Here is a 26,187-nt window from a genome sequence, read left to right as displayed (position 1 = left end):
TGTTGTCATTTTTGATTTGAGGGGGCCTTGTGAGCCGACCTGCGGATACTTATGCAGGCCCCATACCCAATGCAACACTCAAAGGGATGGGTGACGGTAAACAGTGGGACGAACGTACAGGAATGTCGCATCCGTATAATTTTTTACGGAGTTGATCGTTTGCGAGGGGGTGTTTCAGGTTGTTTCGAAGACGTTGTCTCACTATTGAGTCAGTCTCTGCACTAATTTGGGGCGCGAGGTGCTACAAGTAACAGGGTTCGCGACAGCCGAAACTGCCGCGAACCAGCAGAAAAGTAACGCGGCTTACTGCATCTGGACTTCAATGGTGCCATCGGCACTCATGGTCACGTCGGTGGTGCCGGCTTCGATTTCCGGAGCGGGCGCTGCGTCTGCGGCCATGCCGGCGGCTTTCATCATCATCGGTGCGCTACGGGCATAAGGATGCGGGTAACCGCTGCTGTTGAGGTTCAGGTTGACCACTTTGTAGCCTTTGCCGCCCAGGGCTTCGGTGGCCAGTTGGGCACGGGCCTTGAAGGCGTTGACGGCATCCTTGAGCAGGTCGTCTTCGCTGGTTTTGCGCGTGGCCGGGGCGATGGAGAAGTCCATGCCGCCCATTTTCAGGTCCTGCAGCAGGGTGCCGGTGAGTTGCGACAGGGCCGGGAAGTTGGCGCTTTCCAGGCGCAGCTCGGCGCGTTCGCGCCAGCCGGTGATCTTCTGGCCCTTGTTGTCGTAGATCGGGTAGCTGTTGCGGCTGCCCTGGCTGATCTTCACATCCTTGACTTCGCGCGCCTGTTTCACCGCCTTGTTCATGGTTTCGGTGATTTCAGTGGCCAGCTTGCCCGGGTCGGTATTCTGCGCTTCGCTGTACAGGGTCACGACCATCAGGTCGCGGGCCACTTCCTTGCTGACTTCGGCGCGCAGCGAAATCTGGTTGTAGCGCGGGGCCTCATCGGCCAGGGCCGGAAGGCTGGCTAGCAAGCTGGTGGCCATCGCCAGGGCGGCGCTGCTGCGGGTGATCGACATGTATGACTCCTTGAAAGTGTGGCGCGGGCACTGAACACAAGCAGTGCACGCTGGCCCATGAGACTGGCAACAGTGTAGTGAGGTTCAAAATGGCCATCATTGTTATGTAAAAAAGTGTGGCGCTTTGCCGCATCACTGCAGACCAGGCCGCAGCTTCGGTATACTCGCGACGATTCGCCTGGAGCACTCATCAGGAGAGCTCATGCTCGCCCCCGTACAAATGCTGTCTGCAACCCGTCAGAACCTCTGGCGCCTGACCTTCATCCGCATCCTGGTGCTTGCCGCCCAGGCCGGCTCGGTCGGTGTCGCCTACTGGACCGAACTGCTGCCGCTACCGTGGCTGTCGCTGGTCATTACCCTCGGCCTGTCGATGCTGCTGTGCGCGTTCACGGCCCTGCGCCTGCGCCTGACCCTGCCGGTCACCGAGCTGGAATATGCCTTCCAGCTGGCCTGTGACCTGCTGATCCACAGTGCCTTGCTGTATTACTCGGGCGGTTCGACCAACCCCTTCGTGTCCTATTACCTGGTGCCGCTGGCCATTGCCGCGGTGACCTTGCCCTGGGTCTACTCGCTGATCCTCTCCGGTATTGCCCTGGCCGCCTACAGCTTGCTGCTGGTGCAGTTCTATCCGCTCGAGACCTTCCCTATGGCCCGGGAGAAGATGCAGGTCTACGGCATGTGGCTGAGTATCGCCCTGGCAGCGGCGGTGATTACCTTCTTCGCCGCGAAGATGGCCGAAGAGCTGCGCCGCCAGGAGCAACTGCGCGCCGAACGCCGAGAGGAGGGCCTGCGCGACCAGCAACTGCTGGCCGTGGCCACCCAGGCCGCTGGCGCTGCCCATGAGCTGGGCACGCCCCTGGCGACCATGAGCGTATTGATCAAGGAAATGCGCCAGGACCACAGCGACCCGCTGCTGCAGGAAGACCTGGCAGTGCTGCAGGACCAGGTCAAGTTGTGTAAAGAGACCCTGCAGAACCTGGTGCGTGCTGCTGAAGCCAACCGGCGCCTGGCGGTCGAGAACCAGGAAGTGACCTTCTGGCTCGACGAAGCGCTCAACCGCTGGCACCTGATGCGCCCCGAGGCCAGTTACCGCTTCCAGCGCCTGGGCCAGGGCAATGTGCCGCGCCTGGCGCCGCCGCCGGACCTCACCCAGGCCTTGCTGAACCTGTTGAACAATGCCGCCGATGCTTGCCCGGACGACCTGGAAGTGCGCCTGGACTGGGACGCCCAGGACATGGTGATCAGCATCCGCGACCACGGCCCGGGCGTGCCGGCAGCGATTGCCGAATCGATCGGCAAACCCTTCTTTACCACCAAGGGCAAAGGCTTCGGCCTGGGCCTGTTCTTGAGCAAGGCCAGCGTGACCCGTGCTGGTGGCTCGGTAAAACTCTATAGTCATGAAGAAGGCGGTACGCTCACCGAGCTGCGCCTGCCGCGTGACGCGCGAGGAGATGTGTGATGAGTGATGAAATCCAGGTTGAAGGCGAAGAGCTGCCGCACCTGCTGCTGGTTGACGACGACGCCACTTTTACCCGGGTAATGGCCCGGGCCATGAGTCGCCGCGGGTTTCGCGTGAGCACTGCAGGTTCTGCCGAAGAGGGCCTGAAAATCGCCCAGGACGACGTGCCGGACTATGCCACGCTGGACCTGAAGATGGATGGCGATTCGGGCCTGGTACTGTTGCCCAAGCTGCTGGAGCTGGACCCGGAAATGCGCGTGGTGATCCTCACCGGTTACTCGAGCATCGCCACCGCGGTCGAGGCGATCAAGCGCGGTGCCTGCAACTACCTGTGCAAGCCGGCCGACGCCGACGATGTGCTGGCCGCGCTACTTTCCGAGCACGCCGACCTCGACAGCCTGGTGCCGGAAAACCCGATGTCGGTGGACCGCCTGCAGTGGGAACACATCCAGCGCGTGCTGACTGAACATGAAGGCAATATCTCCGCCACCGCCCGGGCCCTGGGCATGCACCGGCGGACCTTGCAGCGCAAGCTGCAAAAGCGCCCGGTTCGGCGCTGATTGACTATCGCGGGGCAAGCCCGTTCCTACTGTAGGAGCGGGCTTGCCCCGCGATCAATTTATTTGCCGCCGAGGATCGTTCGATCCACCCGCACTGCCAGTTGCCCGGCCCCGTGCGCGGCATCGAATACCACCTTGCCGCTTTCAGCCAGCTTGGCCCGACCCACCACCACGCCATCGCGCAGCAGCTCCAGGGGTACATCCTTGAGGGACTGGCCCGACGCCAGCTCAATATTCAGGGTAATGCTCATGAGTGATTTCCTTATCACGGCTGTTGATCGATATAGGTCGTGGTGCCCGCATCCAGCGAGGCGATCAGTTCCGGCGAGCCGCCGCGGAACTGGCGGAACAGATTGCGCGACACCGACTTGCCGGAGGTATCCAGCGGCACCGTCAGGGTCGGTTGGAAACGCTCGGTCAGTTCGGCGTAGTCGCTCCACGGGCCAATGTAGGACTCGTTGAAACCGTTGACCACGCTCACCGCATAACGCACGGCATGGCCGGGCAGCCAGTTGGGCTGGCTCGGTACCTGGGTCTGCCAGCCGTCGGCGCGAATGCTCGGGGCGCTGGCAGGGGCATCGAGGTAGCCGGTGGGTTTGTTCGGGCTGTAGTCCTTGAGCAGCAGGTAGGTACTCCAGCCCCACCAGTTGTCGATCTGCGCCGGGTCATTGAGGTTGTTGACGTCGGCGCGGCGCATCAGCTTGCCGTTGCGCAGGGCAAACAGTGGGGCGAAGTTGCCTGGCACCTGTCCTTCCACAGCAGCTTGCAAGTCAGCGGCGATGCGCAGGGCACCATAGGCTGTCGGCGCCGGCAGGTTGCCGGTGTCGAATGCCTGGAAGATCTCATCGGCAGACTTCTGCACCGCCAGGCCCACCTGTTTGCGGTTGGCGACGTCGATGCTGTCGAAGTAGCGCTTGTCGCCATAGCCGCGCCAGGTATCGCCCTGGGCATTGCGCAGCACCAGGCCGTACTTGCTGTCTTCATCGTGCATGAAGCGCGAGATCAGCGAGCCGAGATCGGCCGGGGTGACGTTGTCCTTGATCGCCTTGCGCGGTACCCGCACGTGGCCGGCGGAGAACAGGTCAGTGAGGAAGTGGTCGGCGAAGGCGTTCATCGCGTAGGCCAGTTCCAGCTGCCCGTCATCGCCGCTGGTGCGAGCTTTCACGGCCTGGCGCAAGGCGGCGGTATGGCCGGCGACATACGCCAGCAGCGCCCATTCACCGAAGTGGTCCCAGTTGCTGGCGGCCAGCTTGAGATAGCGACCCAGGGGGAACATCGGCGAGACGAAACTGCCGCCGCCGGTGATCTTGTTCCACTCTTCCGAGAGGGTGTCGCCCAACTGGTCGTAGGCTTCATGAGGCTGGCGACCGTCTTTGATCGCCTGGTTGGCGGCGGCGATTTCCCGCTGCATGACCGCGAGGATCTTGCCGGCTTCTTCCCGGGAGGCGGGAAGCACGGCCAGTGAATCAAAGGCGGCGACAAAACGTTCAACGCGTTCTTCGGCTGTGGCGCCATCGGCAATCGGCCGCTCGGGAATGCCATAGAAATCGCCGCCCAGGGCGACGATCTGGCCGTAGCTTAGGCTCAGGCCATTGGCCAGGTGCAGGGCGACTTTCCAGGCCGGGATCGGCGCGCTGTCGTGGCTGAAGCGCAGCAGGGTGTTGTCGCCGATGGCGGTGTGTTCGCCGCCTTCGAAGCGCAGTACCGGCTTGCCACTGGCAGGCGGTTTGGCCGCCAGGCCAAGGCGGTGGTATTTGATCGTGTGATGGCCGTCGAGCACCAGCACCAGGCGGGCGTCAGGGCCGGGAATGTTGATGCCGCTGACGCTGAACAGGGCGTCGAGGTCGGCGACCACGGTAGTGGCGAGCGCCTTTTGGGCGTGCAGTCCAGTTTGCATACCTGACATATTCAACTCCTTTGAGATGTCATGGATTTACCTAAACAACTGTATGCATGTACAGTTATTTCGATCATATCCAAACCATTTCCTACGTCAACAACTCTTTTTTCTTACACCAGATTACGATTCATCAATCGACGGCTGACGTATCATTAGCCCCCTAACGACAGCCATCGGGACCACCCTGCATGCTCGCCCTCTTTATCCAGACGCTGAACATCACGGCGCCGGTGTTCGCCATGCTGTTCATGGGCGTGCTGCTCAAACGCATCAAGGCCATCAACGACGGCTTCATCCACACCGCCTCGTCGCTGGTGTTCAACGTGTGCATGCCGGCGCTGCTGTTTTTGGGGATCTACCACGCCGACCTGACGGCGGCGGTCAAGCCCGGGCTGCTGGTGTTCTTCGTGGTCGCCACCCTGGGCAGTTTTGCCCTGGCCTGGGGCTTCGCCCTGTGGCGCTGCCCGCGTGAAGACCGCGGCATCTACACCCAGGGCGGCTTTCGCGGCAACAACGGGGTTATCGGCCTGGCACTGGCGGCAAGCATGTATGGCGATTACGGCATTTCGCTGGGGGCGATCCTCGCCGGCCTGGTGATACTGCTGTACAACTCGCTGTCGTCGGTGGTGCTGGCGGTGTACAGCCCGAGCATGAAGTCCGACCCCTGGAGCATCTGCAAGAGTATCCTGCGCAACCCGCTGATCATCAGCGTGCTGCTCGCCACGCCCATGGCCTACGGGCAAGTGCCGCTGCCCAACTGGTTGCTGACCTCCGGTGATTACCTGGCGCAGATGACCCTGCCGCTGGCATTGATCTGCATTGGCGGTACCCTGTCGCTGGCGTCACTGCGCGAAAGCGGTGGCCTGGCGGTCAGCGCCAGCCTGGTGAAGATGATCTGGTTGCCGGTGATCGGCACCCTGGCGGCCTGGCTTTGCGGCTTTCGCGGCGCGGAGCTGGGTATCCTGTTCCTGTACATCGGCAGCCCGACCGCCGCGGCCAGTTATGTGATGGCCCGCGCGGCCAACGGTAACCATGAACTGGCCGCCTCGATCATCGTAATTACTACGCTGATGGCCGCCATAACCACGAATATCGGCATTTTCCTCTTGCAGTGGGGCGGCTGGATCTAGATTCTGTGCCGACAATAAAGCCAACACTGCCTTCCACCTTCAAGGACATTTCATGCAAGAACAGAACCCCCCAGAGCGATTACAGCGCGGGTTGAAGAATCGCCATATCCAGTTGATTGCCCTGGGTGGCGCCATCGGTACCGGCCTGTTCCTGGGTATTGCCCAGACCATCCAGATGGCCGGTCCGGCCGTGCTGCTGGGGTATGCGATTGCCGGCCTGATGGCGTTCTTTATCATGCGCCAGCTGGGCGAGATGGTGGTCGACGAGCCGGTAGCCGGCAGCTTCAGCCACTTTGCCCACCGCTACTGGAACGAGTTCGCCGGTTTTGTTTCCGGCTGGAACTACTGGGTGGTCTATGTGCTGGTCGGCATGGCCGAGCTGACGGCCGTGGGTATCTACGTGCAGTACTGGTGGCCGGACTTCCCGACCTGGGCGACGGCGGCGATCTTCTTCGTGGTGATCAACCTGATCAACCTCACCCAGGTGAAGGTCTACGGCGAAATGGAGTTCTGGTTCGCCCTGGTCAAGGTCATCGCCATCGTCAGCATGATCGGCTTTGGCGCCTGGCTGCTGGCCAGCGGCAATGGCGGGCCGGACGCCAGTGTCGCCAACCTCTGGCAGTACGGCGGCTTCTTCCCCAATGGCTTCAGCGGTTTGCTGATGGCCATGGCGGTGATCATGTTCTCCTTCGGCGGCCTGGAATTGGTCGGTATCACCGCTGCCGAAGCCGACAACCCGCGCCACAGCATCCCGCGTGCCACCAACCAGGTGGTCTATCGCATCCTGATTTTCTACATCGGCGCCCTGGCGGTGCTGCTGTCGCTGTACCCGTGGCAGAAGGTGGTGCAGGGCGGCAGCCCGTTCGTGATGATCTTCCACAACCTGGACAGCAACCTGGTAGCGACCATCCTCAACGTGGTGGTACTGACCGCCGCGCTGTCGGTGTACAACAGTTGCGTGTACTGCAACAGCCGCATGCTGTTCGGTCTGGCCAGCCAGGGTGACGCGCCGCGTGCGCTGCTCAAGGTCAACCGCCGTGGCGTGCCGCTGACGGCCCTCGGTGTTTCTGCCCTGGCCACCGGCTTGTGCGTGCTGATCAACTACCTGATGCCGGGCGAAGCCTTCGGCCTGCTGATGGCCCTGGCGGTTTCGGCGCTGGTGATCAACTGGGCCAGCATCAGCATTACCCACCTTAAATTCCGCCGCGCCAAGCAGGCGTCGGGCGAGTCGACCTTCTACAAGAGCTGGGGCCACCCGGTGACCAACTACCTGTGCCTGGCGTTCATCGGCCTGATTCTGGTGGTGATGTACCTGACCCCGCCGATCCGCATTTCGGTGATGTTGATCCCGGCCTGGATCGCCACCCTGGGTGTGGCGTTCTGGCTGAAGAAGAAAAGTCAGAAGGCCGTCGTCGTCAGCAACTGACGGCCTTGGCGCAAGTGATCGATCAGCTCTGCGGGTAGCTGTCGATCACTTCCTGGGCGGCGCGAAAGGCATCGACCGCTGCCGGCACGCCGGCGTACACCGCGCAGTGCAGCAGCGCCTCGCGAATTTCCTCGACCGTACAACCGTTGTTCAGGGCGCCACGCACGTGGCCCTTGAGCTCCTGCGGGCATTTGAGTGCGGTGAGGGCGGCAAGGGTGATCAGGCTGCGGGTTTTCAGCGGCAGGCCTTCGCGGCTCCAGACGCTGCCCCAGGCATGTTCGTTGACGAAGTCCTGCAGCGGCTGGCTGAAGTCGGTGGCATTGCTCAAAGCGCGATCGACGAAGGCATCGCCCATGACCTGGCGGCGAACCTGTTCGCCGGATTTGTTGTTGTCGCCCATGTTGTTTTCCTTAGTGTTGGCGGCGCCAGGCACGCAGGGTGGTGTACAGCAGCAACGCCCCCAGTGCTGGCAATGCGTAGAACAGCATCAGTTTTTCAAGCCGGCTGGCCAGCGGCATGCCGGTGGTGAAAGCCACCACATGCAGACCATAAGCCAGGTACAGGCAGAGGAACACCAGCCCTTCGGCGCGGGTCACCCGGTAACCGGAGTAGAACACCGGCAGCGCCAGCACCGCGACCCCGAGCATCACCGGCAGGTCGAAGGCCAGGGCATTGGGCGAGATCGACAGCGGCTCGGGGGCGACCAACGCGGTCAGGCCGAGCACCGCCAGCAGGTTGAACAGGTTGCTGCCGATCACGTTGCCCACGGCGATCTCCCGCTCGCCACGCAGGGCGGCGATCAGCGAGGTGGCCAGTTCCGGTAGCGAGGTGCAGACCGCGACCACAGTCAGGCCGATGACCCGCTCTGACAGGCCCAGGTCTTGCGCCACCTCTACCGCTGCCTCAAGCAGCAGATGGCCGGCCAGGCTGAGCAGGCCAAGCCCGGCCAGCATCAGCAGCACACTACCAAGCCAGAACCGGCCGCCACGCTGCGGGCGCGGTCCGGGGGACGGGTAGGTGCGCGCGTGGTGGCGGGACTGGTGCCAGAGGATCGCCAGGTAGCCGAACAGGCCACACAGCAGCAGGGCTCCTTCCAGGCGCCCGAGCAGTTCGTTGAAGGCCAGCAGGTACACCGCCAGGCTCGCGGCGATCATCAGCGGGATGTCCAGGCGAACCAGCTGGCGCGAGACCCGCAGCGGGATGATCAGCGCGGCCAGGCCCAGGGTCACGAGGATGTTGAAGATGTTACTGCCGATCACGCTGCCGACCGCGACATCCGGCGCGCCGGTGTAGGCCGCCTGCAGGCTGACGGTCAGTTGCGGCGCGCTGCTGCCGAATGCCACCAGGCTCAGGCCGATGATCAATGGCCGCACTTGCAGGCTGGCGGCCAGGCGCAGGGCGGCGCGCACCAGCAGTTCGGCGCCGGCGATCAGCAACAGCAGGCCGATGCTCAACTGCAGCAGGCTGAAAGTGGGTAAAGCGGCCAGGTCGAAAATGGTCGGGCTCCGGGGTCAGGTCAATCGCTGAGACTTTGTACCCGTACGCGCGCGGTTCCGCTACGGATCATCCCGAGTTTATCCGCGGCGGCGCGCGACAGGTCGATCAGCCGGCCACGGGTATGCGGGCCGCGGTCGTTGATGCGCACCACGACGCTGCGTTCGTTGTTGAGGTTGGTGACCTTGACCCGTGTGCCGAAGGGCAGGCTGCGGTGGGCGGCGGTCATGCCGTGCTGGTTGAAAGGCTCGCCACTGGCGGTGCGTTTACCGTGGTGACGGGAGCCGTAATAGGAGGCGGTGCCGGTCTTGTCGTAACCGCGGGGGTCGATATCGTGGCTGGCGCAACCGGCCAGCAGGCTGAAGAGCGCGAGTGCGCTGAGGGGACGCCACATCAAATCAGTTGCTCCGAGGTGAAGTGATCACCTGTGGGAGCCGGCGTTGCCGGCGATGGGCTGCTCGGCAGCCCCAGAAACTGGCAAGGCTTCGCCTTGCATCGCCGGCAACGCCGGCTCCCACAGGGTGACGCGATTACCCTTCGAGCTTGCTCTTGAGCAATTGGTTCACTTGCTGCGGGTTGGCCTTGCCTTTGGAGGCTTTCATGGCCTGGCCGACGAAGAAGCCGAACATCTTGCCGCGCTTGGCTTCATCAGCAGCGCGGTATTGCTCGACCTGCTCGGCGTTGGCGGCCAGCACTTCGTCCAGGACCTTCTCGATCGCACCGCTGTCGGTGACCTGCTTGAGGCCCTCGGCTTCGATGATCTGGTCGGCATCGCCGTCGCCAGCGGCCATCTTCTCGAACACCACCTTGGCAATCTTGCCGCTGATGGTGTTGTCGAGGATGCGCTTGAGCATGCCGCCCAGGTGCTCGGCAGTGACCGGCGACTGGTCGATTTCCAGGCCCAGCTTGTTCAGCAGGCTGCCCAGCTCGACCATGACCCAGTTGGCGGCAAGCTTGGCGTCGCCGCACACACCGACCACTTGTTCGAAGTAGTCGGCCTGTTCGCGGCTGGTCGCCAGGACGTTGGCGTCATAGGCCGAAAGGCCGAACTGGCTCTGGAAGCGCTCACGCTTTTGCGGTGGCAGTTCCGGCAAGGTGGCGCGCACCTCTTCAAGGAAGGCACTTTCGATGACCACCGGCAGCAGGTCCGGGTCGGGGAAGTAACGGTAGTCGTTGGCTTCCTCCTTGCTGCGCATGGAGCGGGTCTCGTCCTTGTTCGGATCGTACAGGCGGGTTTCCTGGATGACCCGGCCGCCGTCTTCGATCAGCTCGATCTGGCGCTGCACTTCGGTGTTGATCGCGCGCTCGATGAAGCGGAACGAGTTGACGTTCTTGATCTCGCAGCGGGTACCGAACTCGGCCTGGCCCTTGGGGCGAACCGAGACGTTGCAGTCGCAACGCAGCGAGCCTTCGGCCATGTTGCCGTCGCAGATGCCCAGGTAGCGCACCAGGGCGTGGATGGCCTTGACGTAGGCCACGGCCTCCTTGGCGTTGCGCATGTCCGGCTCGGAGACGATCTCCAGCAGCGGGGTGCCGGCGCGGTTGAGGTCGATGCCGGTGGAGCCGCTGAAGTCTTCGTGCAGGCTCTTGCCGGCGTCTTCTTCAAGGTGCGCACGGGTAATGCCAACGCGCTTGACCGTGCCGTCTTCGAGGGCGATGTCCAGGTGGCCCTTGCCAACGATCGGCAGCTCCATCTGGCTGATCTGGTAGCCCTTGGGCAGGTCGGGGTAGAAGTAGTTCTTGCGCGCGAACACGTTGTGCTGGCCGATCTCGGCATCGATGGCCAGGCCGAACATGCAGGCCATGCGCACCGCTTCCTGGTTGAGCACCGGCAGTACGCCGGGCATGCCCAGATCGATCAGGCTGGCCTGGGTGTTCGGCTCGGAGCCGAAAGTGGTGGCGCTGCCGGAGAAAATCTTCGACTGGGTGGCGAGCTGGGTGTGAATCTCCAGCCCGATGACAACTTCCCATTGCATGTGGTGATCCCTCAGAAGCCGTTAGGTGCGCGAGTGTGCCAGTCAGTCACTTGCTGGTAGCGGTGCGCGACGTTGAGCAGGCGGCCTTCGTGGAAATACGGTGCCAGCAGCTGCACGCCAACCGGCAGACCATCGACGAAACCGGCCGGCATCGACAGGCCTGGCAGGCCGGCGAGGTTGGCGGTGATGGTGTAGACGTCTTCCAGGTACTCGGCGACCGGGTCGTTGTTCTTGGCGCCGATCTTCCAGGCCAGGTTTGGCGTGGTCGGGCCGAGGATCACGTCGACGTCGTTGAAGGCCGCCATGAAGTCGTTCTTGATCAGGCGGCGGATTTTCTGTGCCTGCAGGTAGTAGGCATCGTAGTAACCGGCCGACAGGGCGTAGGCCCCGACCATGATCCGGCGCTGTACTTCAGGGCCGAAGCCTTCGCCGCGGGAGCGCTTGTACAGGTCGGTGAGGTCGACCGGGCTCTCGCAGCGGTAGCCAAAACGTACACCGTCGAAACGCGACAGGTTGGACGAGGCCTCCGCCGGGGCGATCACGTAGTAGGCCGGGATGGCGTGCTGCATGTTCGGCAGGCTGATTTCCTTGACCACCGCGCCGAGCTTTTCCAGCTCCTTGACGCTGGCCTGGACCAGGTCGGCGATGCGCGGGTCGAGGCCGGCACCGAAGTATTCCTTCGGCAGGCCGATGCGCAGGCCCTGGAGCGAGGCGTTGAGGCTGGCGCTGTAGTCCGGCACCGGTTCGTCGATGCTGGTGGAGTCCTTGGCGTCGAAACCGGCCATGCCTTGCAGCAGCAGCGCGCAGTCTTCGGCAGTGCGGGCCAGCGGGCCGGCCTGGTCGAGGCTCGAGGCGTAGGCGATCATGCCCCAGCGCGAAATCCGACCGTAGGTCGGTTTCAGCCCGGTCAGGCTGGTCAGCGCCGCCGGCTGTCGGATCGAACCACCGGTGTCGGTGGCGGTGGCGCCAGGCAGCAGGCGCGCAGCAACCGCGGCCGCCGAGCCACCGGACGAACCGCCCGGCACGTGCTCGAGGTTCCACGGGTTTTTCACCGCACCGTAGTAGCTGCTCTCGTTGGCCGAACCCATGGCGAATTCGTCCATGTTGGTCTTGCCCAGGGTCACGGCGCCAGCGTCGGCCAGCTTGCTGACCACGGTGGCGTCATACGGCGCCTTGAAGTTGTCGAGCATCTTCGAGCCGCAACTGGTGCGGATGCCCTGGGTGCAGAACAGGTCCTTGTGGCCGATCGGTGCACCGAGCAGGGCGCCGCTCTCGCCGGCGGCGCGGCGGGCGTCGGCGGCCCGGGCCTGGCTGATGGCCAGGTCTTCGGTGACGCTGATGAAGCTGTTGATTTGCGGGTCGAGCTGGTTGATGCGCGCCAACAGGGCGCGGGTCAGCTCTTCGGAAGAAAACTTCTTGTCGGCGAGTCCGCGGGCGATCTCGGCCAGGGTCAGTTGATGCATGGCAGGCTCTATTCCCTTACTCGATGACTTTCGGAACCAGGTACAGGCCGTTTTCCGTCGCCGGGGCGATGGCCTGGTAGCTGTCGCGATGGTTACTTTCTGTTACCACGTCGGCGCGCAGGCGCTGGGTGGCTTCCAGAGGGTGGGCCAGTGGCTCGATGCCAGTGGTGTCGACCGCTTGCATCTGGTCGACCAGTCCCAGAATACTGTTCAGGGCATCGGTAGTGCGTGGCAGATCGGCTTCATTCAGGCCCAGTCGGGCCAAATGAGCGATCTTTTCCACGTCGCAGCGTTCAAGCGCCATGGGGATCTCCTGGGAAAACAGAAACGGATTTGCTCCGCGATGAGGAACATGCTGGCAGTATTACGGTCATAAGGCCGCGATCATGTGCAGGCTTGCTCGGAAAAACCGCCAATTTAACATATTGGTGCCTTGCCCAAAATCCCCGCCGTTGTTAGAGTTTGCCGCACTTTTTTACCCACGCGTTGCCTAGGGTCACTTTCCCATGTTCAAGAAACTGCGTGGCATGTTTTCCAGCGATCTTTCCATCGACCTGGGCACTGCCAACACCCTTATTTACGTGCGTGAGCGCGGTATCGTCCTGAATGAGCCATCGGTTGTGGCCATTCGTACTCACGGCAACCAGAAAAGTGTCGTCGCTGTCGGTACCGAGGCAAAGCGCATGCTGGGCCGTACGCCTGGCAACATTGCTGCCATTCGTCCGATGAAAGACGGCGTGATCGCCGATTTCAGCGTTTGCGAAAAAATGCTGCAGTACTTCATCAACAAGGTTCACGAAAACAGCTTCCTGCAGCCAAGCCCGCGGGTACTGATCTGCGTGCCGTGCAAATCGACCCAGGTCGAGCGCCGGGCCATTCGTGAGTCGGCGCTGGGCGCCGGCGCCCGTGAAGTGTTCCTGATCGAAGAGCCAATGGCCGCCGCCATCGGTGCCGGCCTGCCGGTCGAGGAAGCCCGCGGTTCGATGGTCGTCGATATCGGTGGTGGTACCACTGAAATCGCGCTGATCTCCTTGAACGGTGTGGTTTACGCCGAATCCGTACGGGTCGGTGGCGACCGTTTCGACGAAGCCATCGTCACCTACGTGCGCCGCAACTACGGCAGCCTGATCGGTGAGTCCACCGCCGAGCGCATCAAGCAGGAAATCGGTACCGCCTATCCGGGTGGCGAAGTTCGTGAAGTCGATGTCCGCGGCCGCAACCTGGCCGAGGGCGTGCCACGTGCCTTCACCCTGAACTCCAACGAAGTGCTGGAAGCGTTGCAGGAATCCCTGGCGACCATCGTCCAGGCGGTCAAGAGCGCCCTGGAGCAGTCGCCGCCGGAGCTGGCTTCGGACATCGCCGAGCGTGGCCTGGTGCTGACCGGTGGTGGCGCCCTGCTGCGCGACCTCGACAAGCTGCTGGCACAGGAAACCGGCCTGCCGGTAATCGTCGCCGAAGACCCGCTGACCTGCGTGGCTCGCGGTGGTGGCCGTGCCCTGGAAATGATGGACAAACACACCATGGACCTGCTCTCCAGCGAATAAGCCGGAGCCCGCAGTTCACGCCGCCCGGTTTACAGGTAGTGCCCACAGTGCTACCTGTATGTGCTGGGCTGACGTCCGTGTGGGCGTCGTTTTCCGTCAATCCGCAAGCAGGCCGGTGCGTTGCCGTATGAATGACCTCTTGAATCGTCGTCCACGAGGAGCGGCCCATTAAACCGCTTTTCGCCAAGGGCCCTTCGCTGGGCGTACGCCTGCTCGTGCTGGTTGTGCTGTCGATCACCCTGATGGTGGTCGACGCGCGCTTCACCCTGCTCAAGCCAATGCGTAGCCAGATGGGCCTGGTGCTGATGCCGTCCTACCTGGTTACCGATCTGCCCCAACGCGTGTGGCAGGGGGTTGCCAGCCAGTTTGGCAGCCGTACCGAACTCGCCGCTGAAAACGAAAAACTCAAGACCGAAGCCTTGCTCCTGCAAGGTCGCCTGCAGAAGCTGGCGGCCCTGACCGAGCAGAACGTGCGCCTGCGCGAGTTGCTCAACTCCTCGGCGCTGGTCAACGAGAAGGTCGAAGTTGCTGAGCTGATCGGCGTCGATCCCAATCCTTTCACTCACCGGATCCTGATCAACAAGGGCGAGCGCGATGGCGTGGTCCTCGGTCAGCCGGTGCTCGACGCGCGTGGCCTGATGGGCCAGGTGGTCGAACTGATGCCCTACACCTCGCGGGTACTGCTGCTGACCGACACCACTCACAGCATTCCGGTGCAGGTCAACCGCAACGGCTTGCGGGCAATTGCCAGCGGTACCGGCAACCCCGAGCGCCTCGAACTGCGCCATGTGGCCGACACCGCCGACATCAAGGAAGGCGACCTGCTGGTCAGCTCCGGCCTCGGCCAGCGCTTCCCGGCCGGTTACCCGGTGGCCACGGTCAAGGAAGTGATCCACGACTCAGGCCAGCCGTTTGCCATTGTCCGGGCGATTCCGACTGCTGCGCTCAACCGCAGCCGCTACTTGCTGCTGGTGTTCACCGATAGCCGCTCGCCCGAGCAACGTGCCAGCGATGCCGCGATTGCCCAGGAAGAGGCTGATCGCCAGGGCCTGCCCGCTTCGGCGGCCGCGCCTGCGCCTGGCAGCGCCCCGGCTGCACCGGCTGCGGCCACCCCGGCGCCGGCTGCCACGACGCCAGCCGCACCGGCAACCAGTGCCCATCCGCCCGCCACGGCAGCCCCCGCAGCCCCTGCTGCGGTACCCGGCGCGCCAGTCATTACCCGGGAGAGACACTGATGGTAAGCACCCGCAGCCGTAATGGCTGGGTCATCTGGCTGAGCTTTCTGATCGGCATGCTGCTCAGCGTGTCGCCCATGCCGCAGTTCGCCGAAGTGTTCCGGCCGATGTGGCTGGCCCTGTTGCTGGCCTTCTGGACCCTGGCCGTGCCGCACCGGGTCGGGATGACCACTGCATTCGTCCTCGGCCTGGCTGAGGATGTGCTGTATGGCACCTTGCTGGGGCAGAACGCCCTGGTGCTGACCCTGATCACTTTCCTGGTGCTGTCGTTGCAACAGCGCCTGCGGATGTTCCCGATGTGGCAGCAGAGCCTGGTGATCCTGGTGATTTTCGGCCTGGCCCAGTTGATCCAGCTGTGGCTCAGCGCCCTGACCGGCAACCGCTTGCCGACCCTGGCGCTGATCTGGTCGGCGGTCATCAGCGCCTTGCTCTGGCCGTGGATCAGCTATGGCCTGCGTGGTCTGCGCCGACGCCTGAGCATCAACTGAGCACTCACATTCAACGCTGACAGGGAGACGTCAAGATGACCCTGCTGTACCTGGCCTCTGGCTCGCCACGCCGCCGTGAGTTGCTGACCCAGATCGGTGTTCCCTTTACTTCGCTCAGTGCCGCGATCGACGAGACGCCGCTGCCCGCAGAGGCTGCAGCAGCTTACGTCGAGCGTCTGGCGCGGGAGAAAGCGTGCGCTGGCCTTGCGTCACTACCCGAAGGTAGCGAGGGCCCAGTAGCAGTGCTGGGCGCCGATACCGCCGTGGTGCTCGAAGGTCGAATTCTCGGTAAACCGCAAAACCGCGAAGATGCCCTGGCCATGCTGGCAGCCCTGTCCGGGCACGAGCACCAGGTAATGACGGCGGTGGCCGTGGCCGATCATCAGCGTTGCCTGAGCGTCAATGTCACAAGCCGTGTGCTGTTTCGCCCCATCAGTGCCGAGGAAGCCGAGGCCTACTGGGCCAGCGGCGAACCTGCCGACAAGGCCGGAAGCTACGCCATTCAGGGCCTGGGGGCGGTATTCGTCCAGCGCCTTGAAGGCAGCTATTCGGCCGTGGTCGGCCTGCCCTTGAACGAAACCGCCGAACTGCTCGGTCAATTCGCCATCCCCTGCTGGCAGCGTCTGCCGGCCTGTTGAGCGAGGATTAGCCAGAACTGCCCTAGCCAGTCGCCCGCGAGCGATCCATGATTACTGAAGTCCTTTGACGAGAGCCTGCCATGAGTGAAGAGATTCTGATCAACATCACACCGATGGAATCACGCGTGGCGGTGGTGGAGAACGGTGTACTGCAGGAGGTGCATGTCGAGCGCACCCAGCGCCGTGGCATCGTCGGCAACATCTACAAAGGCAAGGTGGTGCGGGTACTGCCGGGCATGCAGGCGGCCTTCGTCGACATCGGCCTGGACCGTGCGGCGTTCATCCACGCCTCGGAAATCTCCCTGCGCGAAGGCTCGTCGGTCGAGAGCATCAGCGCCCTGGTGCACGAAGGCCAGAGCCTGGTGGTGCAGGTGACCAAGGACCCGATCGGCTCCAAGGGCGCGCGCCTGACCACCCAGCTGTCGATCCCGTCGCGCTACCTGGTGTACATGCCGCGCACCAGCCATGTCGGTATTTCGCTGAAGATCGAAGACGAAGCCGAGCGCGAGCGCCTCAAGCAGGTGGTGACTGACTGCATCGCCCAGGAAAATATCCAGGACGCCGGTGGTTTCATCCTGCGTACCGCCGCTGAAGGCGCCGGGGCCGATGAAATCCTCATGGACATCCGCTACCTGCGCAGGCTCTGGGAGCAGATCGGCGCGCAGATCAAGACCGTCGGCGCGCCGACCGAAATCTACGAAGACCTCGGCCTGGCCCTGCGCACTCTGCGCGATCTGGTTAACCCGAAAATCGAGAAGATCCGCATCGATTCGCGGGAAACATTTCAGAAAACCACGCAGTTTGTCGCCGAATTGATGCCGGAAATCGCCGATCGTCTGGAACACTACCCGGGCGAGCGACCGATCTTCGACCTCTACGGCGTCGAAGACGAGATCCAGCGCGCCCTGGACCGCAAGGTGCCGCTCAAATCCGGCGGTTACCTGGTAGTCGACCCGGCCGAGGCGATGACCACCATCGACGTCAATACCGGGGCTTTTGTCGGCCACCGCAACCTTGAAGAGACCATCTTCAAAACCAACCTCGAGGCGGCCACCGCCATTGCCCGGCAACTGCGCCTGCGCAATATCGGCGGGATCATCATCATTGACTTCATCGACATGGAAGATGAAGAGCACCAGCGCCAGGTACTGCGGACCCTGGAAAAACAGCTGGAGCGCGACCACGCCAAGACCAACATCATCGGCATCACCGAGCTGGGCCTGGTGCAGATGACCCGCAAGCGCACCCGCGAAAGCCTCGAGCAGGTACTCTGTGAGCCCTGCTATTGCTGCCAGGGCCGGGGCAAGCTGAAAACCCCCGAGACCGTCTGTTACGAAATTTTCCGCGAGATCCTCCGCGAAGCCCGCGCCTACCAGGCTGAAGGCTACCGGGTGCTGGCCAACCAGAAAGTGGTCGACCGCCTGCTGGATGAAGAATCGGGTAACGTTGCCGAACTTGAAGCCTTCATTGGTCGAACCATTCGCTTCCAGGTCGAGTCCATGTATTCCCAGGAACAATATGATGTGGTGCTCCTCTGACTCGGTCTGAACAACATTGCGCAGTGCGCCGGCTGGCAAACCGCCGGGTTGCGGCCATAGTTAAGGCACGATCTGGAGGGCCACAGGCATGGAACGACTGATGCGCGTTCTCGGCGCCTTGACCCGCTGGGGGTTGGGCATCAGTGCCTTGCTGGCGGTGTTGGTGGCGCTTTATGTCAGTCTCGGCCGGCAGTTCATCCCGCTGGTGGCCGAGTACCGTGCCGAGGTCGAGGACAAGGCCGAGCAAGCCTTGGGCCTGCCGGTGCATATCGGTGCCCTGGAAGGGCACTGGAGCGGCCTGGCGCCGATCGTGAGGGTACGCGATATCCAGGTCGGCGAAGGGCCCAGTGCCCTGCGCCTGGACGGCGTCAGGCTGGTGCCGGACCTGTGGGCCAGCCTGGTCGAGCGCCAGGTGCGCCTGGCCAACCTCGAAGTTGGCGGCCTGCAACTGAGCCTGCGCGAGGACCAGAACGGCGCCTGGGCCCTGGAAGGCCTGCCGAAAAAAGACGATAAGCCACTCGACCCCGAGCAACTGCTCAAGCAGATCCAGGTGGTGTCGAAAGTCACCGTGGTCGACAGCCAGGTGACCCTGGAGCCGTTCCAGCGCGAACCCATGACCCTCACTTACGTCAGCCTCGGCCTGCAGACCGGCAGTGTGCGCCAGCGCCTGGACGCGCGCGTGACCCTGCCCGATGGCCAGCCACTGGCGTTGAGCCTGCGCAGCCGCATTCGCCCCAGCCAGTGGCGCGACGGTGAAATCGATGCCTACCTGAGCCTGCCGCAAAGCGACTGGGCGCGCTGGCTGCCGCCACGCCTGCTGGGCCAGTGGCAGGCCACTGAGCTGCGCGCCGGTGGCGAGCTGTGGCTGAACTGGGGCAAGGGCCAGTTGCAAAGCGCGGTGGTGCGCCTGAATGCGCCAGAGCTGCGCGGCAATCATGCCGAACGCAAGCCCGTGCAGATTGACAACCTGGCCCTCAATGCCTGGTTCCAGCGCGGCGACAAGGGCCTGGAGGTGTTGGTCGACTCGCTGGCCATGAGCCTGGGCAAGACCCGCTGGGAATCCCATGTGCAGCTCAAGCAGACGGCCGCGACCGAGTCGAGCGAGGAAACCTGGGCGATCCAGGCCGACCGTCTCGACCTGACCCCGGTTACGCCGCTGATCGACGCCCTGGCGCCGCTGCCGGAAAAACTCATGGCCGTGGTCGATGGCCTCAAGGTCACTGGGGCCTTGCGTAACGTGCGCCTGGATGTGCGGCCTAAAGCTACCGGCGACCAGCGCCTGAGTTTTGCTGCCAACCTTGAGCGGGTTGGCTTTGACGCCTATCACGGTGCACCGGCTGCCGGTAATGTCAGCGGCAGTATCAGCGGTGACCTCGGCCAGGGCGAACTGCGCCTGGATACCGATGCCTTCATGTTGCACCTGTACCCGATCTTCGAGAAACCCTGGCATTACCAGAAAGCCAACGCACGCCTGACCTGGCGCCTGGACCAGGAAGGCTTCACCCTGATCGCGCCGTACCTGAAGGTGCTGGGCGAGGAGGGCAAGATTGCCGGCGACTTCCTCATTCGCCTGCTGTTCGATGAAACCCGTGAAGACTACATGGACCTGCGCGTCGGCCTGGTCGACGGCGATGGCCGCTACACCGCCAAGTACCTGCCCGAAGTACTAAGCCCGGCGCTGGATGAATGGCTGCGCACGGCGATCCTCAAGGGCGCGGTCGATGAGGGTTACTTCCAGTACCAGGGCTCGCTCAACCACGGCGCCTCGGAGCAGGCCCGCAGTATCAGCCTGTTCTTCAAAGTCCATGATGCCGCCCTGGATTTTCAGCCCGGCTGGCCTCAGGTGCAGAAAGTCGCCGGTGACGTGTTTATCGACGACGATGGTGTGCGCATCAAGGCGCAAAGCGGACAGTTACTCAATACTCAGGTACGCAACGTCGAGGTCAACATTCCCCATGTTGCCGCCGGTGAACACAATCACCTGTACCTGGACGGCGAATTTGACGGCGGGCTTGGCGACGGCCTGAAGATCCTCCAGGACGCGCCTATCGGCACCGGGCCGATGTTTGCCGGCTGGGAGGGCGAGGGCGATCTCAAGGGCAAGCTCAAGCTGGATATTCCCCTGGCCAAAGGCCAGCAACCCAAGGTGGTCGTTGACTTCAATGTTCGCGATGCACGGCTGAAGATCGCTTCACCTGCCCTGGAACTCCATCAGCTCAAGGGTGACTTGCGCTTTGACTTCGACAAAGGCTTGAGCGGCGAGAACATCAGTGCGCGGGCTTTCGACAAGCCGATCACCGCGCAGATCTTTGCCGAAGGCAAGCCCGGGCAGATGCAGACCCGCATCAACGCCAAAGGGCAGATGCCGCTCAAGTCACTGACCGACTGGCTGCAGGTCAAACAGGCCCTGCCGCTTTCCGGGGAGCTGCCTTACCAGTTGCAGGTCAGCCTGGGCAGCCGCGACAACACCTTGACTGTCGATTCCAGCCTCAAGGGCCTGGCGGTGGATTTGCCCGCGCCGTTCGGCAAGGCCGCCAACGAGACCCGCAACAGCCAGTTCAGCATGGGGCTGCAGGGGCCGGAGCGGCGCTTTAATGTCACTTATGCCGACGTTGCCAAGGCCATCTACGCCGCGCCCATGGACAAGCTCGACCAGGGCCGCGGTGAACTGCTGTTCGGCGCCGGTACCGCACAGTTGCCGCCTGGCCAGGGCCTGCGTGTGCGCGGTCGCCTGGCCGAGCTGGACCTGGAGCCCTGGCAGAAGCAGTTCGAGCGCTTTGCCGGCAACGACCCGGGTGGCAGTGCCAAGCAGACGCTGCGTGGCGTCGACCTGAGTATTGGCCAGCTCAAGGGCTTTGGCCTGAACCTGGCGCAGGCGGTGGTGCGTGTCGATCGCGGTGGCAACCTCTGGGTCGTGCGCCTGGACAGCAAGGAAGTCATCGGCAACGCGCGGATCCCGGATGCCAAGGGCGCGCCAATGGTGATCAACCTGCAGACCATTCACCTGCCGGCCGCGGACCCCGCCGAAGCGTCTTCCGATGACGGCCCGGACCCGATGGCGAGTATTGATCCGCGCAAGATTCCGGCCGTTGATCTTTCCATCGACAAGCTGTTCCGTGGCGATGACCTGCTCGGCAGCTGGGCGGTCAAAGTTCGTCCGACTGCCAAGGGCATCGCCCTCAATGACCTCGATGTCAGTGTCAAAGGCCTGCAGATCGACGGTAATGGCGGTTGGGAAGGGGCGCCAGGGGCGAGCAGCAGTTGGTACAAGGGCCGTCTGGAAGGCAAGAACCTGGCGGACATCCTCAAGGCTTTCAACTTTGCGCCGACCGTCACCAGCCGGGACTTTCGCCTGGATGTCGACGGCCGCTGGCCCGGCTCGCCAGCCTGGGTCGGCCTCAAGCGCTTCTCCGGCAGCCTCGACGCCGCCTTGCGCAAAGGCCAGTTCGTCGAAGTCGAAGGTGGCGCCCAGGCCCTGCGCGTGTTCGGCCTGCTCAACTTCAACTCGATTGGCCGGCGCCTGCGTCTGGACTTCTCCGACTTGCTCGACAAGGGCCTGAGCTACGACCGGGTCAAAGGCCTGCTGGTGGCCAGTGAAGGGGTGTATGTGACCCGCGAGCCGATCACCGTCACCGGCCCCTCCAGCAACCTTGAGCTGGACGGCACCCTGGACATGGTCCGTGACCGGGTCGACGCCAACCTGCTGGTGACCCTGCCGGTGACCAACAACCTGCCGATTGCCGCGCTGATCGTCGGTGCGCCGGCCATCGGCGGGGCGCTGTTCCTGGTTGATCGCCTGCTCGGTGACCGGGTGGCGCGCTACGCCAGCGTGCATTATCGCGTCGAGGGTCCGTGGAAAGAGCCTAAGATAAGCTTTATCAAACCTTTCGAAAAATCACGCTAGGAGCCGGGATGAAGTCAGCGGTTATCCAGATGGTCAGCCAGAGCGACGTTCTGGCCAACCTGGTGCGCGCCCGGCAACTGCTTGAGCAGGCAGCCGCAGGCGGTGCACGGCTTGCCGTGCTGCCGGAGAACTTCGCTGCCATGGGCCGGCGCGACAGCGCCGCAATCGGCCGCGCCGAAGCCCTGGGCGAAGGCCCGATCCTGCCCTGGTTGAAACAGACCGCCCGCGACCTCAAGTTATGGATAGTGGCCGGGACCTTGCCGCTGCCGGCGGTCGGCCAGGCCGAAGCTAAGGCCCATGCCTGCTCGTTGCTGATCGATGAGCACGGTGAGCAGGTGGCGCGCTACGACAAGCTGCACCTGTTCGATGTCGATGTCGCCGATAACCGTGGCCGCTATCGCGAATCCGATGACTACGCCCATGGCGGCCAGGTAGTGGTCGCCGATACCCCGGTCGGGCGCCTGGGCCTGAGCGTCTGCTATGACCTGCGCTTCCCCGAGCTGTACAGCGCGCTGCGCGAAGCCGGGGCTGAGCTAATCAGTGCGCCGTCGGCCTTCACCGCCGTGACCGGTGCCGCGCACTGGGAAGTGTTGATTCGCGCGCGGGCGATTGAAACCCAATGTTATGTCCTGGCCGCGGCCCAGGGCGGAACTCACCCGGGGCCCCGGGAAACCTATGGCCATGCGGCGATCGTCGACCCCTGGGGGCGCATCGTCGCCGAACAGGCCAGCGGCGAAGCCGTGCTGCTGGGCGAACGTGACAGCAGCGAACAGGCGTCCATCCGGGCGCGGATGCCGGTGACCTTGCACCGGCGCTTTTTCTCGCAGGACGCCTTGCGGCCTGCGCACACCTCGGAGTGACTATGAGCGAGATGTTATCCACTGTCAGCGAACACCTGCTGGCGCCGGGCGGCCTGACCCTCGACAGCCTGCAGTCAGTGCTGGGCGAGCTGGCCGGGCCAGGCATCGATGCCGCCGACCTGTACTTCCAGGGGCAGATTTCCGAATCCTGGGCGCTGGAAGACGGTATCGTCAAAGAAGGCAGTTTCAACCTCGACCAGGGCGTGGGCGTACGTGCCCAGTCCGGCGAGAAGACCGGTTTTGCCTACAGCAACGCCATTAACCTCGAAGCCCTGACTTCGGCGGCCCGTGCGGCGCGCTCGATTTCCCGTGCCGGGCAGAACGGCAGCGTGCAGGCGTTCAACAGCCAGGACGTTACCCAGCTGTATGGCACCGACAATCCGCTTGAGGTCATCAGCCGCGCCGACAAGGTCGAGCTGCTCAAGCGTGTCGACGCCGCCACGCGCAAGCTCGATCCGCGTATCCAGCAAGTCACCGTGAGCATGGCCGGGGTCTGGGAGCGCATCCTGGTCGCCGCCGCCGATGGCAGCCTGGCCGCCGACATTCGCCCGCTGGTGCGTTTCAACGTCAGTGTCATCGTCGAGCAGAACGGCCGTCGCGAGCGCGGCGGTCACGGTGGCGGCGGGCGTACCGACTACCGCTATTTCACCGACGAACGGGTCATGGGCTATGCCCGTGAGGCCCTGCGCCAGGCGCTGGTCAACCTCGAAGCCATCCCGGCGCCGGCCGGTACCCTGCCGGTGGTGCTCGGCTCCGGCTGGTCGGGCGTATTGCTGCACGAAGCGGTCGGCCATGGCCTGGAGGGTGATTTCAACCGCAAGGGCAGTTCGGCCTACAGCGGCCACATGGGCGAGAAGGTGGCTTCGAGCCTGTGCACCATTGTCGATGACGGCACCCTGGAAGGTCGTCGCGGATCACTGAGCGTCGATGACGAAGGTACCCCGACCGAGTGCACCACGCTGATCGAGAACGGCATCCTCAAGGGCTACATGCAGGACAAGCTCAACGCCCGCCTGATGGGCATGGCCCGCACCGGCAACGGCCGACGCGAATCCTACGCGCACCTGCCGATGCCGCGCATGACCAACACCTACATGCGTGCCGGTGAAAGCGACCCGGCTGAAATCATTGCCTCGGTGAAAAGGGGTATTTACTGCGCCAACCTCGGTGGTGGCCAGGTGGACATCACCAGCGGCAAGTTCGTGTTCTCCACCAGTGAGGCGTACCTGATCGAAGACGGCAAGATTACCGCGCCGGTCAAAGGCGCAACCCTGATCGGCAACGGGCCGGAAGCCATGAGCCGGGTATCGATGGTCGGCAACGACCTGTCGCTGGACAGCGGTGTCGGTACATGCGGCAAGGATGGTCAGTCGGTGCCGGTGGGCGTTGGCCAGCCGACCCTGAAGATCGATGCGATCACCGTCGGTGGCACCGGCGCATGAAGATGAAACCGGGCAGGCAGGGCGCCTGCCCGTGTGCGGGGTTCAACGCAGGCCGCGTTGGACCTCGTCGAGTTCGCGGATGTACTTGAAGATTTTGCGGCTCGCGCTTGGCGGCTTGTTGCGCGCCAGCTCGTGCTGGGCCTGGCGGATCAGCGAGCGCAGTTGCTGGCGATCGGCATCGGGGTATTCCTGGACGAACTTCTCCAGGACCTCGTCGGTACCATCGATCAGCCGGTCACGCCAGCGTTCAAGGTTGTGGAAGCGCTCGTTGTATTGGCGCGAGGAGGCGTCGAGCTGGTCAAGCAGGGCATTGATCGCGTCGATGTCCTGGTCGCGCATCAGCTTGCCGATGAACGACTTGTGACGCCGTTTGGCCTCGTTCGCGGTGTGCCGCTTGTGCTCTTCCAGGGCCGCGCGCAACTCGTCGGTCAACGGCAGTTTGGCCAGGGTATCGGGCTTGAGCAAGGTAAGGCGCTCGCCCATCTCGACCAGCGCCTGCATTTCGCGCTTGACCTGGGTTTTGCTTTTTTCGCCGTCAAAGGCGGTGTCGTAAGAATCAACCATGGGGGCAGTCCGCTGAGAATCGCCGCCATGATAACCAGTCGGGGGCCGCTTGTCCGGTCCGGTCGTAGATTGACCCGCGCCGAACGCAGAATTTGAGTGGAGAAAACCATGAGTGCAGTCCAGAGCGTAGGTCCGCAGGCCCTGCCGGCGTTGCAGGAACAGGTCGAACAGATCATTGCCGAAGCCCGGCGCCAGGGTGCCAGCGCCTGCGAAGTGGCGGTATCGCTGGAGCAGGGGTTGTCGACTTCGGTGCGCCAGCGTGAAGTCGAGACCGTCGAATTCAACCGTGACCAGGGTTTTGGCATCACCTTGTACGTGGGCCAGCGCAAAGGCTCGGCGAGCACCTCGGCCAGCGGCAGCGAGGCGATCCGGGAAACCGTCGCCGCCGCCCTGGCAATTGCCAAGCACACTTCCGAAGACGAGTGCGCCGGGCTTGCCGATCCGGCGCTGATGGCCCGCGAGCAGGCGGATTTCGACCTCTATCATGCCTGGGACATCACCCCTGAGCAGGCCATCGAAAAGGCCTTGGAGTGCGAAGCCGCAGCTTTCGATGCCGATGCGCGGATCAAGAACGCCGACGGCACCACCCTCAACACCCACCAGGGCTGTCGCGTGTATGGCAACAGCCATGGCTTTATCGGCGGCTACGCTTCGACCCGGCACAGCCTGAGCTGCGTGATGATTGCCGAAGCCGACGGGCAGATGCAGCGCGACTACTGGTATGACGTCAATCGCCAGGGCGAATTGCTCGCCGACCCGCGCAGCATCGGTATCCGCGCTGCGCAACGGGCAGCCAGCCGCCTGGGCGCGCGTCCGGTACCCACCTGTGAAGTGCCGGTACTGTTCTCGGCCGAGCTGGCAGGGGGGCTGTTCGGCAGCTTCCTTTCGGCGATTTCCGGCGGCAACCTGTACCGCAAGTCTTCGTTCCTCGATGGTGCCATGGGCCAACGGCTGTTCCCGACCTGGCTGACCCTGGACGAGCGCCCGCACCTGCAGCGTGCCCTGGGCAGCGCCGCGTTCGATGGTGACGGTTTGGCCACCTATGCCAAGCCATTCGTTGAAAACGGCCAACTGGTGTCCTACGTGCTGGGTACCTATTCCGGGCGCAAGCTGGGCTTGCCGAGCACTGCCAACGCCGGCGGCGTGCACAACCTGTTCGTCACCCATGGGGTCGAAGACCAGGCTGCCCTGCTGCGGCGCATGGGTCGTGGGCTGCTGGTTACCGAGCTGATGGGCCATGGTCTGAACATGGTCACCGGCGACTACTCGCGCGGTGCTGCAGGCTACTGGGTAGAAAACGGCGAGATTCAGTTCGCCGTTCAGGAAGTGACGATCGCCGGTAATATGAAGGATATGTTCGAGCAAATTGTCGCGATTGGTAATGATCTGGAAACCCGCAGCAATATTCACACAGGCTCGGTGCTGATCGAGCGGATGACCGTCGCGGGCAGTTAACGCCCGGTGTTGCTCCCCCTTCGAAGCCCGGCCATGTGTCGGGCTTTTTGTTTTTCTTTTTTCATTTTGTTGAACTGATTCTGATTAT

General features: G+C 63.4%; 23 protein-coding genes. 13 read left to right on the top strand and 10 right to left on the bottom strand.

The window, feature by feature from the left end; translation table 11 throughout:
- Window positions 1-303: 303 nt before the first annotated feature.
- Window positions 304-1,023: an SIMPL domain-containing protein gene (locus ACIOVF_RS12030; RefSeq protein WP_093388139.1), complete on the bottom strand. Its 720-nt coding sequence runs from the start codon at window positions 1,021-1,023 to the stop codon at window positions 304-306.
- Window positions 1,024-1,225: 202 nt separating this feature from the next.
- On the opposite strand from ACIOVF_RS12030, the gene ACIOVF_RS12025 reads away from it, so the two are divergent.
- A complete protein-coding gene (locus ACIOVF_RS12025) occupies window positions 1,226-2,482 on the top strand; it encodes an ATP-binding protein (RefSeq protein WP_045196284.1) in 1,257 nt (418 codons plus the stop codon).
- Window positions 2,482-3,042: a response regulator transcription factor gene (locus ACIOVF_RS12020; RefSeq protein WP_010223415.1), complete on the top strand. Its 561-nt coding sequence runs from the start codon at window positions 2,482-2,484 to the stop codon at window positions 3,040-3,042. Before ACIOVF_RS12025 ends, ACIOVF_RS12020 begins: the two co-directional genes overlap by 1 nt.
- A gap of 59 nt (window positions 3,043-3,101) precedes the next feature.
- Here ACIOVF_RS12020 and ACIOVF_RS12015 read toward each other — a convergent pair whose 3' ends face one another.
- On the bottom strand, window positions 3,102-3,293 hold the full coding sequence (locus tag ACIOVF_RS12015; RefSeq protein WP_093388142.1) for a hypothetical protein: 192 nt from the start codon (window positions 3,291-3,293) through the stop codon (window positions 3,102-3,104).
- Between the two features lie 14 nt (window positions 3,294-3,307).
- Window positions 3,308-4,948, bottom strand: coding sequence for a phospholipase (locus ACIOVF_RS12010; protein ID WP_401289627.1), 1,641 nt, complete (start codon window positions 4,946-4,948; stop codon window positions 3,308-3,310).
- Between the two features lie 182 nt (window positions 4,949-5,130).
- On the opposite strand from ACIOVF_RS12010, the gene ACIOVF_RS12005 reads away from it, so the two are divergent.
- Both ACIOVF_RS12005 and ACIOVF_RS12000 read left to right on the top strand, forming a co-directional pair.
- Window positions 5,131-6,072 carry an AEC family transporter gene (locus tag ACIOVF_RS12005; RefSeq protein WP_093388147.1) on the top strand — a complete coding sequence of 314 codons (942 nt, stop codon included), beginning with the start codon at window positions 5,131-5,133 and terminating at the stop codon, window positions 6,070-6,072.
- A 52-nt stretch (window positions 6,073-6,124) separates the two neighbouring features.
- Window positions 6,125-7,498: an amino acid permease gene (locus ACIOVF_RS12000; protein ID WP_045196293.1), complete on the top strand. Its 1,374-nt coding sequence runs from the start codon at window positions 6,125-6,127 to the stop codon at window positions 7,496-7,498.
- 22 nt (window positions 7,499-7,520) lie between these two features.
- On the opposite strand, the gene ACIOVF_RS11995 is transcribed toward ACIOVF_RS12000, so the two are convergent.
- The 6 genes from ACIOVF_RS11995 to gatC all read right to left on the bottom strand — a co-directional run bounded on the left by ACIOVF_RS11995 (window position 7,521) and on the right by gatC (window position 12,735).
- Window positions 7,521-7,898, bottom strand: a complete 378-nt coding sequence (locus ACIOVF_RS11995; protein WP_045196295.1) for a carboxymuconolactone decarboxylase family protein — start codon at window positions 7,896-7,898, stop codon at window positions 7,521-7,523.
- Window positions 7,899-7,908: 10 nt separating this feature from the next.
- A complete protein-coding gene (locus tag ACIOVF_RS11990; protein WP_045196297.1) occupies window positions 7,909-8,952 on the bottom strand; it encodes a calcium/sodium antiporter in 1,044 nt (347 codons plus the stop codon).
- 62 nt (window positions 8,953-9,014) lie between these two features.
- Entirely contained in the window at window positions 9,015-9,386 is a 372-nt protein-coding gene (locus ACIOVF_RS11985; protein WP_045196299.1) for a septal ring lytic transglycosylase RlpA family protein, read from the bottom strand.
- A 136-nt stretch (window positions 9,387-9,522) separates the two neighbouring features.
- A complete protein-coding gene (gene gatB / locus ACIOVF_RS11980; RefSeq protein ID WP_045196301.1) occupies window positions 9,523-10,968 on the bottom strand; it encodes an Asp-tRNA(Asn)/Glu-tRNA(Gln) amidotransferase subunit GatB in 1,446 nt (481 codons plus the stop codon).
- 11 nt (window positions 10,969-10,979) lie between these two features.
- Entirely contained in the window at window positions 10,980-12,431 is a 1,452-nt protein-coding gene (gene gatA / locus ACIOVF_RS11975; protein ID WP_401289620.1) for an Asp-tRNA(Asn)/Glu-tRNA(Gln) amidotransferase subunit GatA, read from the bottom strand.
- Window positions 12,432-12,447: 16 nt separating this feature from the next.
- Complete coding sequence (gene gatC / locus ACIOVF_RS11970) at window positions 12,448-12,735, bottom strand: Asp-tRNA(Asn)/Glu-tRNA(Gln) amidotransferase subunit GatC (RefSeq protein ID WP_045196305.1); 288 nt, start codon at window positions 12,733-12,735, stop codon at window positions 12,448-12,450.
- A 202-nt stretch (window positions 12,736-12,937) separates the two neighbouring features.
- Here gatC and mreB point away from each other — a divergent pair, with 202 nt between their 5' ends.
- The 8 genes from mreB to tldD all read left to right on the top strand — a co-directional run bounded on the left by mreB (window position 12,938) and on the right by tldD (window position 24,080).
- Entirely contained in the window at window positions 12,938-13,975 is a 1,038-nt protein-coding gene (gene mreB / locus ACIOVF_RS11965; protein WP_008371426.1) for a rod shape-determining protein MreB, read from the top strand.
- A 167-nt stretch (window positions 13,976-14,142) separates the two neighbouring features.
- Complete coding sequence (mreC, locus tag ACIOVF_RS11960; protein WP_093388156.1) at window positions 14,143-15,210, top strand: rod shape-determining protein MreC; 1,068 nt, start codon at window positions 14,143-14,145, stop codon at window positions 15,208-15,210.
- Window positions 15,210-15,698 (top strand): rod shape-determining protein MreD, encoded by a 489-nt coding sequence (mreD, locus tag ACIOVF_RS11955; RefSeq protein ID WP_045196310.1) that lies wholly within the window; start codon window positions 15,210-15,212, stop codon window positions 15,696-15,698. The genes mreC and mreD overlap by 1 nt, the downstream gene beginning before the upstream one ends.
- Window positions 15,699-15,733: 35 nt before the next feature.
- The gene (locus tag ACIOVF_RS11950; RefSeq protein WP_045196312.1) at window positions 15,734-16,336 is read left to right on the top strand and encodes a nucleoside triphosphate pyrophosphatase; all 603 of its coding nucleotides are present in this window, start codon (window positions 15,734-15,736) and stop codon (window positions 16,334-16,336) included.
- 80 nt (window positions 16,337-16,416) lie between these two features.
- Window positions 16,417-17,874: a ribonuclease G gene (rng, locus tag ACIOVF_RS11945; protein ID WP_045196314.1), complete on the top strand. Its 1,458-nt coding sequence runs from the start codon at window positions 16,417-16,419 to the stop codon at window positions 17,872-17,874.
- Window positions 17,875-17,962: 88 nt separating this feature from the next.
- Window positions 17,963-21,778 carry a YhdP family protein gene (locus ACIOVF_RS11940; RefSeq protein WP_401289614.1) on the top strand — a complete coding sequence of 1,272 codons (3,816 nt, stop codon included), beginning with the start codon at window positions 17,963-17,965 and terminating at the stop codon, window positions 21,776-21,778.
- 8 nt (window positions 21,779-21,786) lie between these two features.
- Window positions 21,787-22,638, top strand: coding sequence for a carbon-nitrogen hydrolase family protein (locus ACIOVF_RS11935; protein ID WP_401289611.1), 852 nt, complete (start codon window positions 21,787-21,789; stop codon window positions 22,636-22,638).
- Between the two features lie 2 nt (window positions 22,639-22,640).
- The gene (gene tldD, locus ACIOVF_RS11930; RefSeq protein ID WP_093388168.1) at window positions 22,641-24,080 is read left to right on the top strand and encodes a metalloprotease TldD; all 1,440 of its coding nucleotides are present in this window, start codon (window positions 22,641-22,643) and stop codon (window positions 24,078-24,080) included.
- A 42-nt stretch (window positions 24,081-24,122) separates the two neighbouring features.
- Here tldD and yjgA read toward each other — a convergent pair whose 3' ends face one another.
- Window positions 24,123-24,644 carry a ribosome biogenesis factor YjgA gene (gene yjgA / locus ACIOVF_RS11925; protein ID WP_045196322.1) on the bottom strand — a complete coding sequence of 174 codons (522 nt, stop codon included), beginning with the start codon at window positions 24,642-24,644 and terminating at the stop codon, window positions 24,123-24,125.
- A gap of 108 nt (window positions 24,645-24,752) precedes the next feature.
- On the opposite strand from yjgA, the gene pmbA reads away from it, so the two are divergent.
- Window positions 24,753-26,099, top strand: a complete 1,347-nt coding sequence (pmbA, locus tag ACIOVF_RS11920) for a metalloprotease PmbA (RefSeq protein WP_195885732.1) — start codon at window positions 24,753-24,755, stop codon at window positions 26,097-26,099.
- The last annotated feature ends 88 nt before the right edge of the window (window positions 26,100-26,187 follow it).

The sequence above is a fragment of the Pseudomonas sp. NPDC087612 genome (assembly GCF_044743505.1).
Taxonomy (GTDB): Bacteria; Pseudomonadota; Gammaproteobacteria; order Pseudomonadales; family Pseudomonadaceae; genus Aquipseudomonas.
The sequence above is the reverse complement of the archived record's forward strand: the minus strand, read 5'-3'. Positions and strand labels throughout refer to the sequence as shown.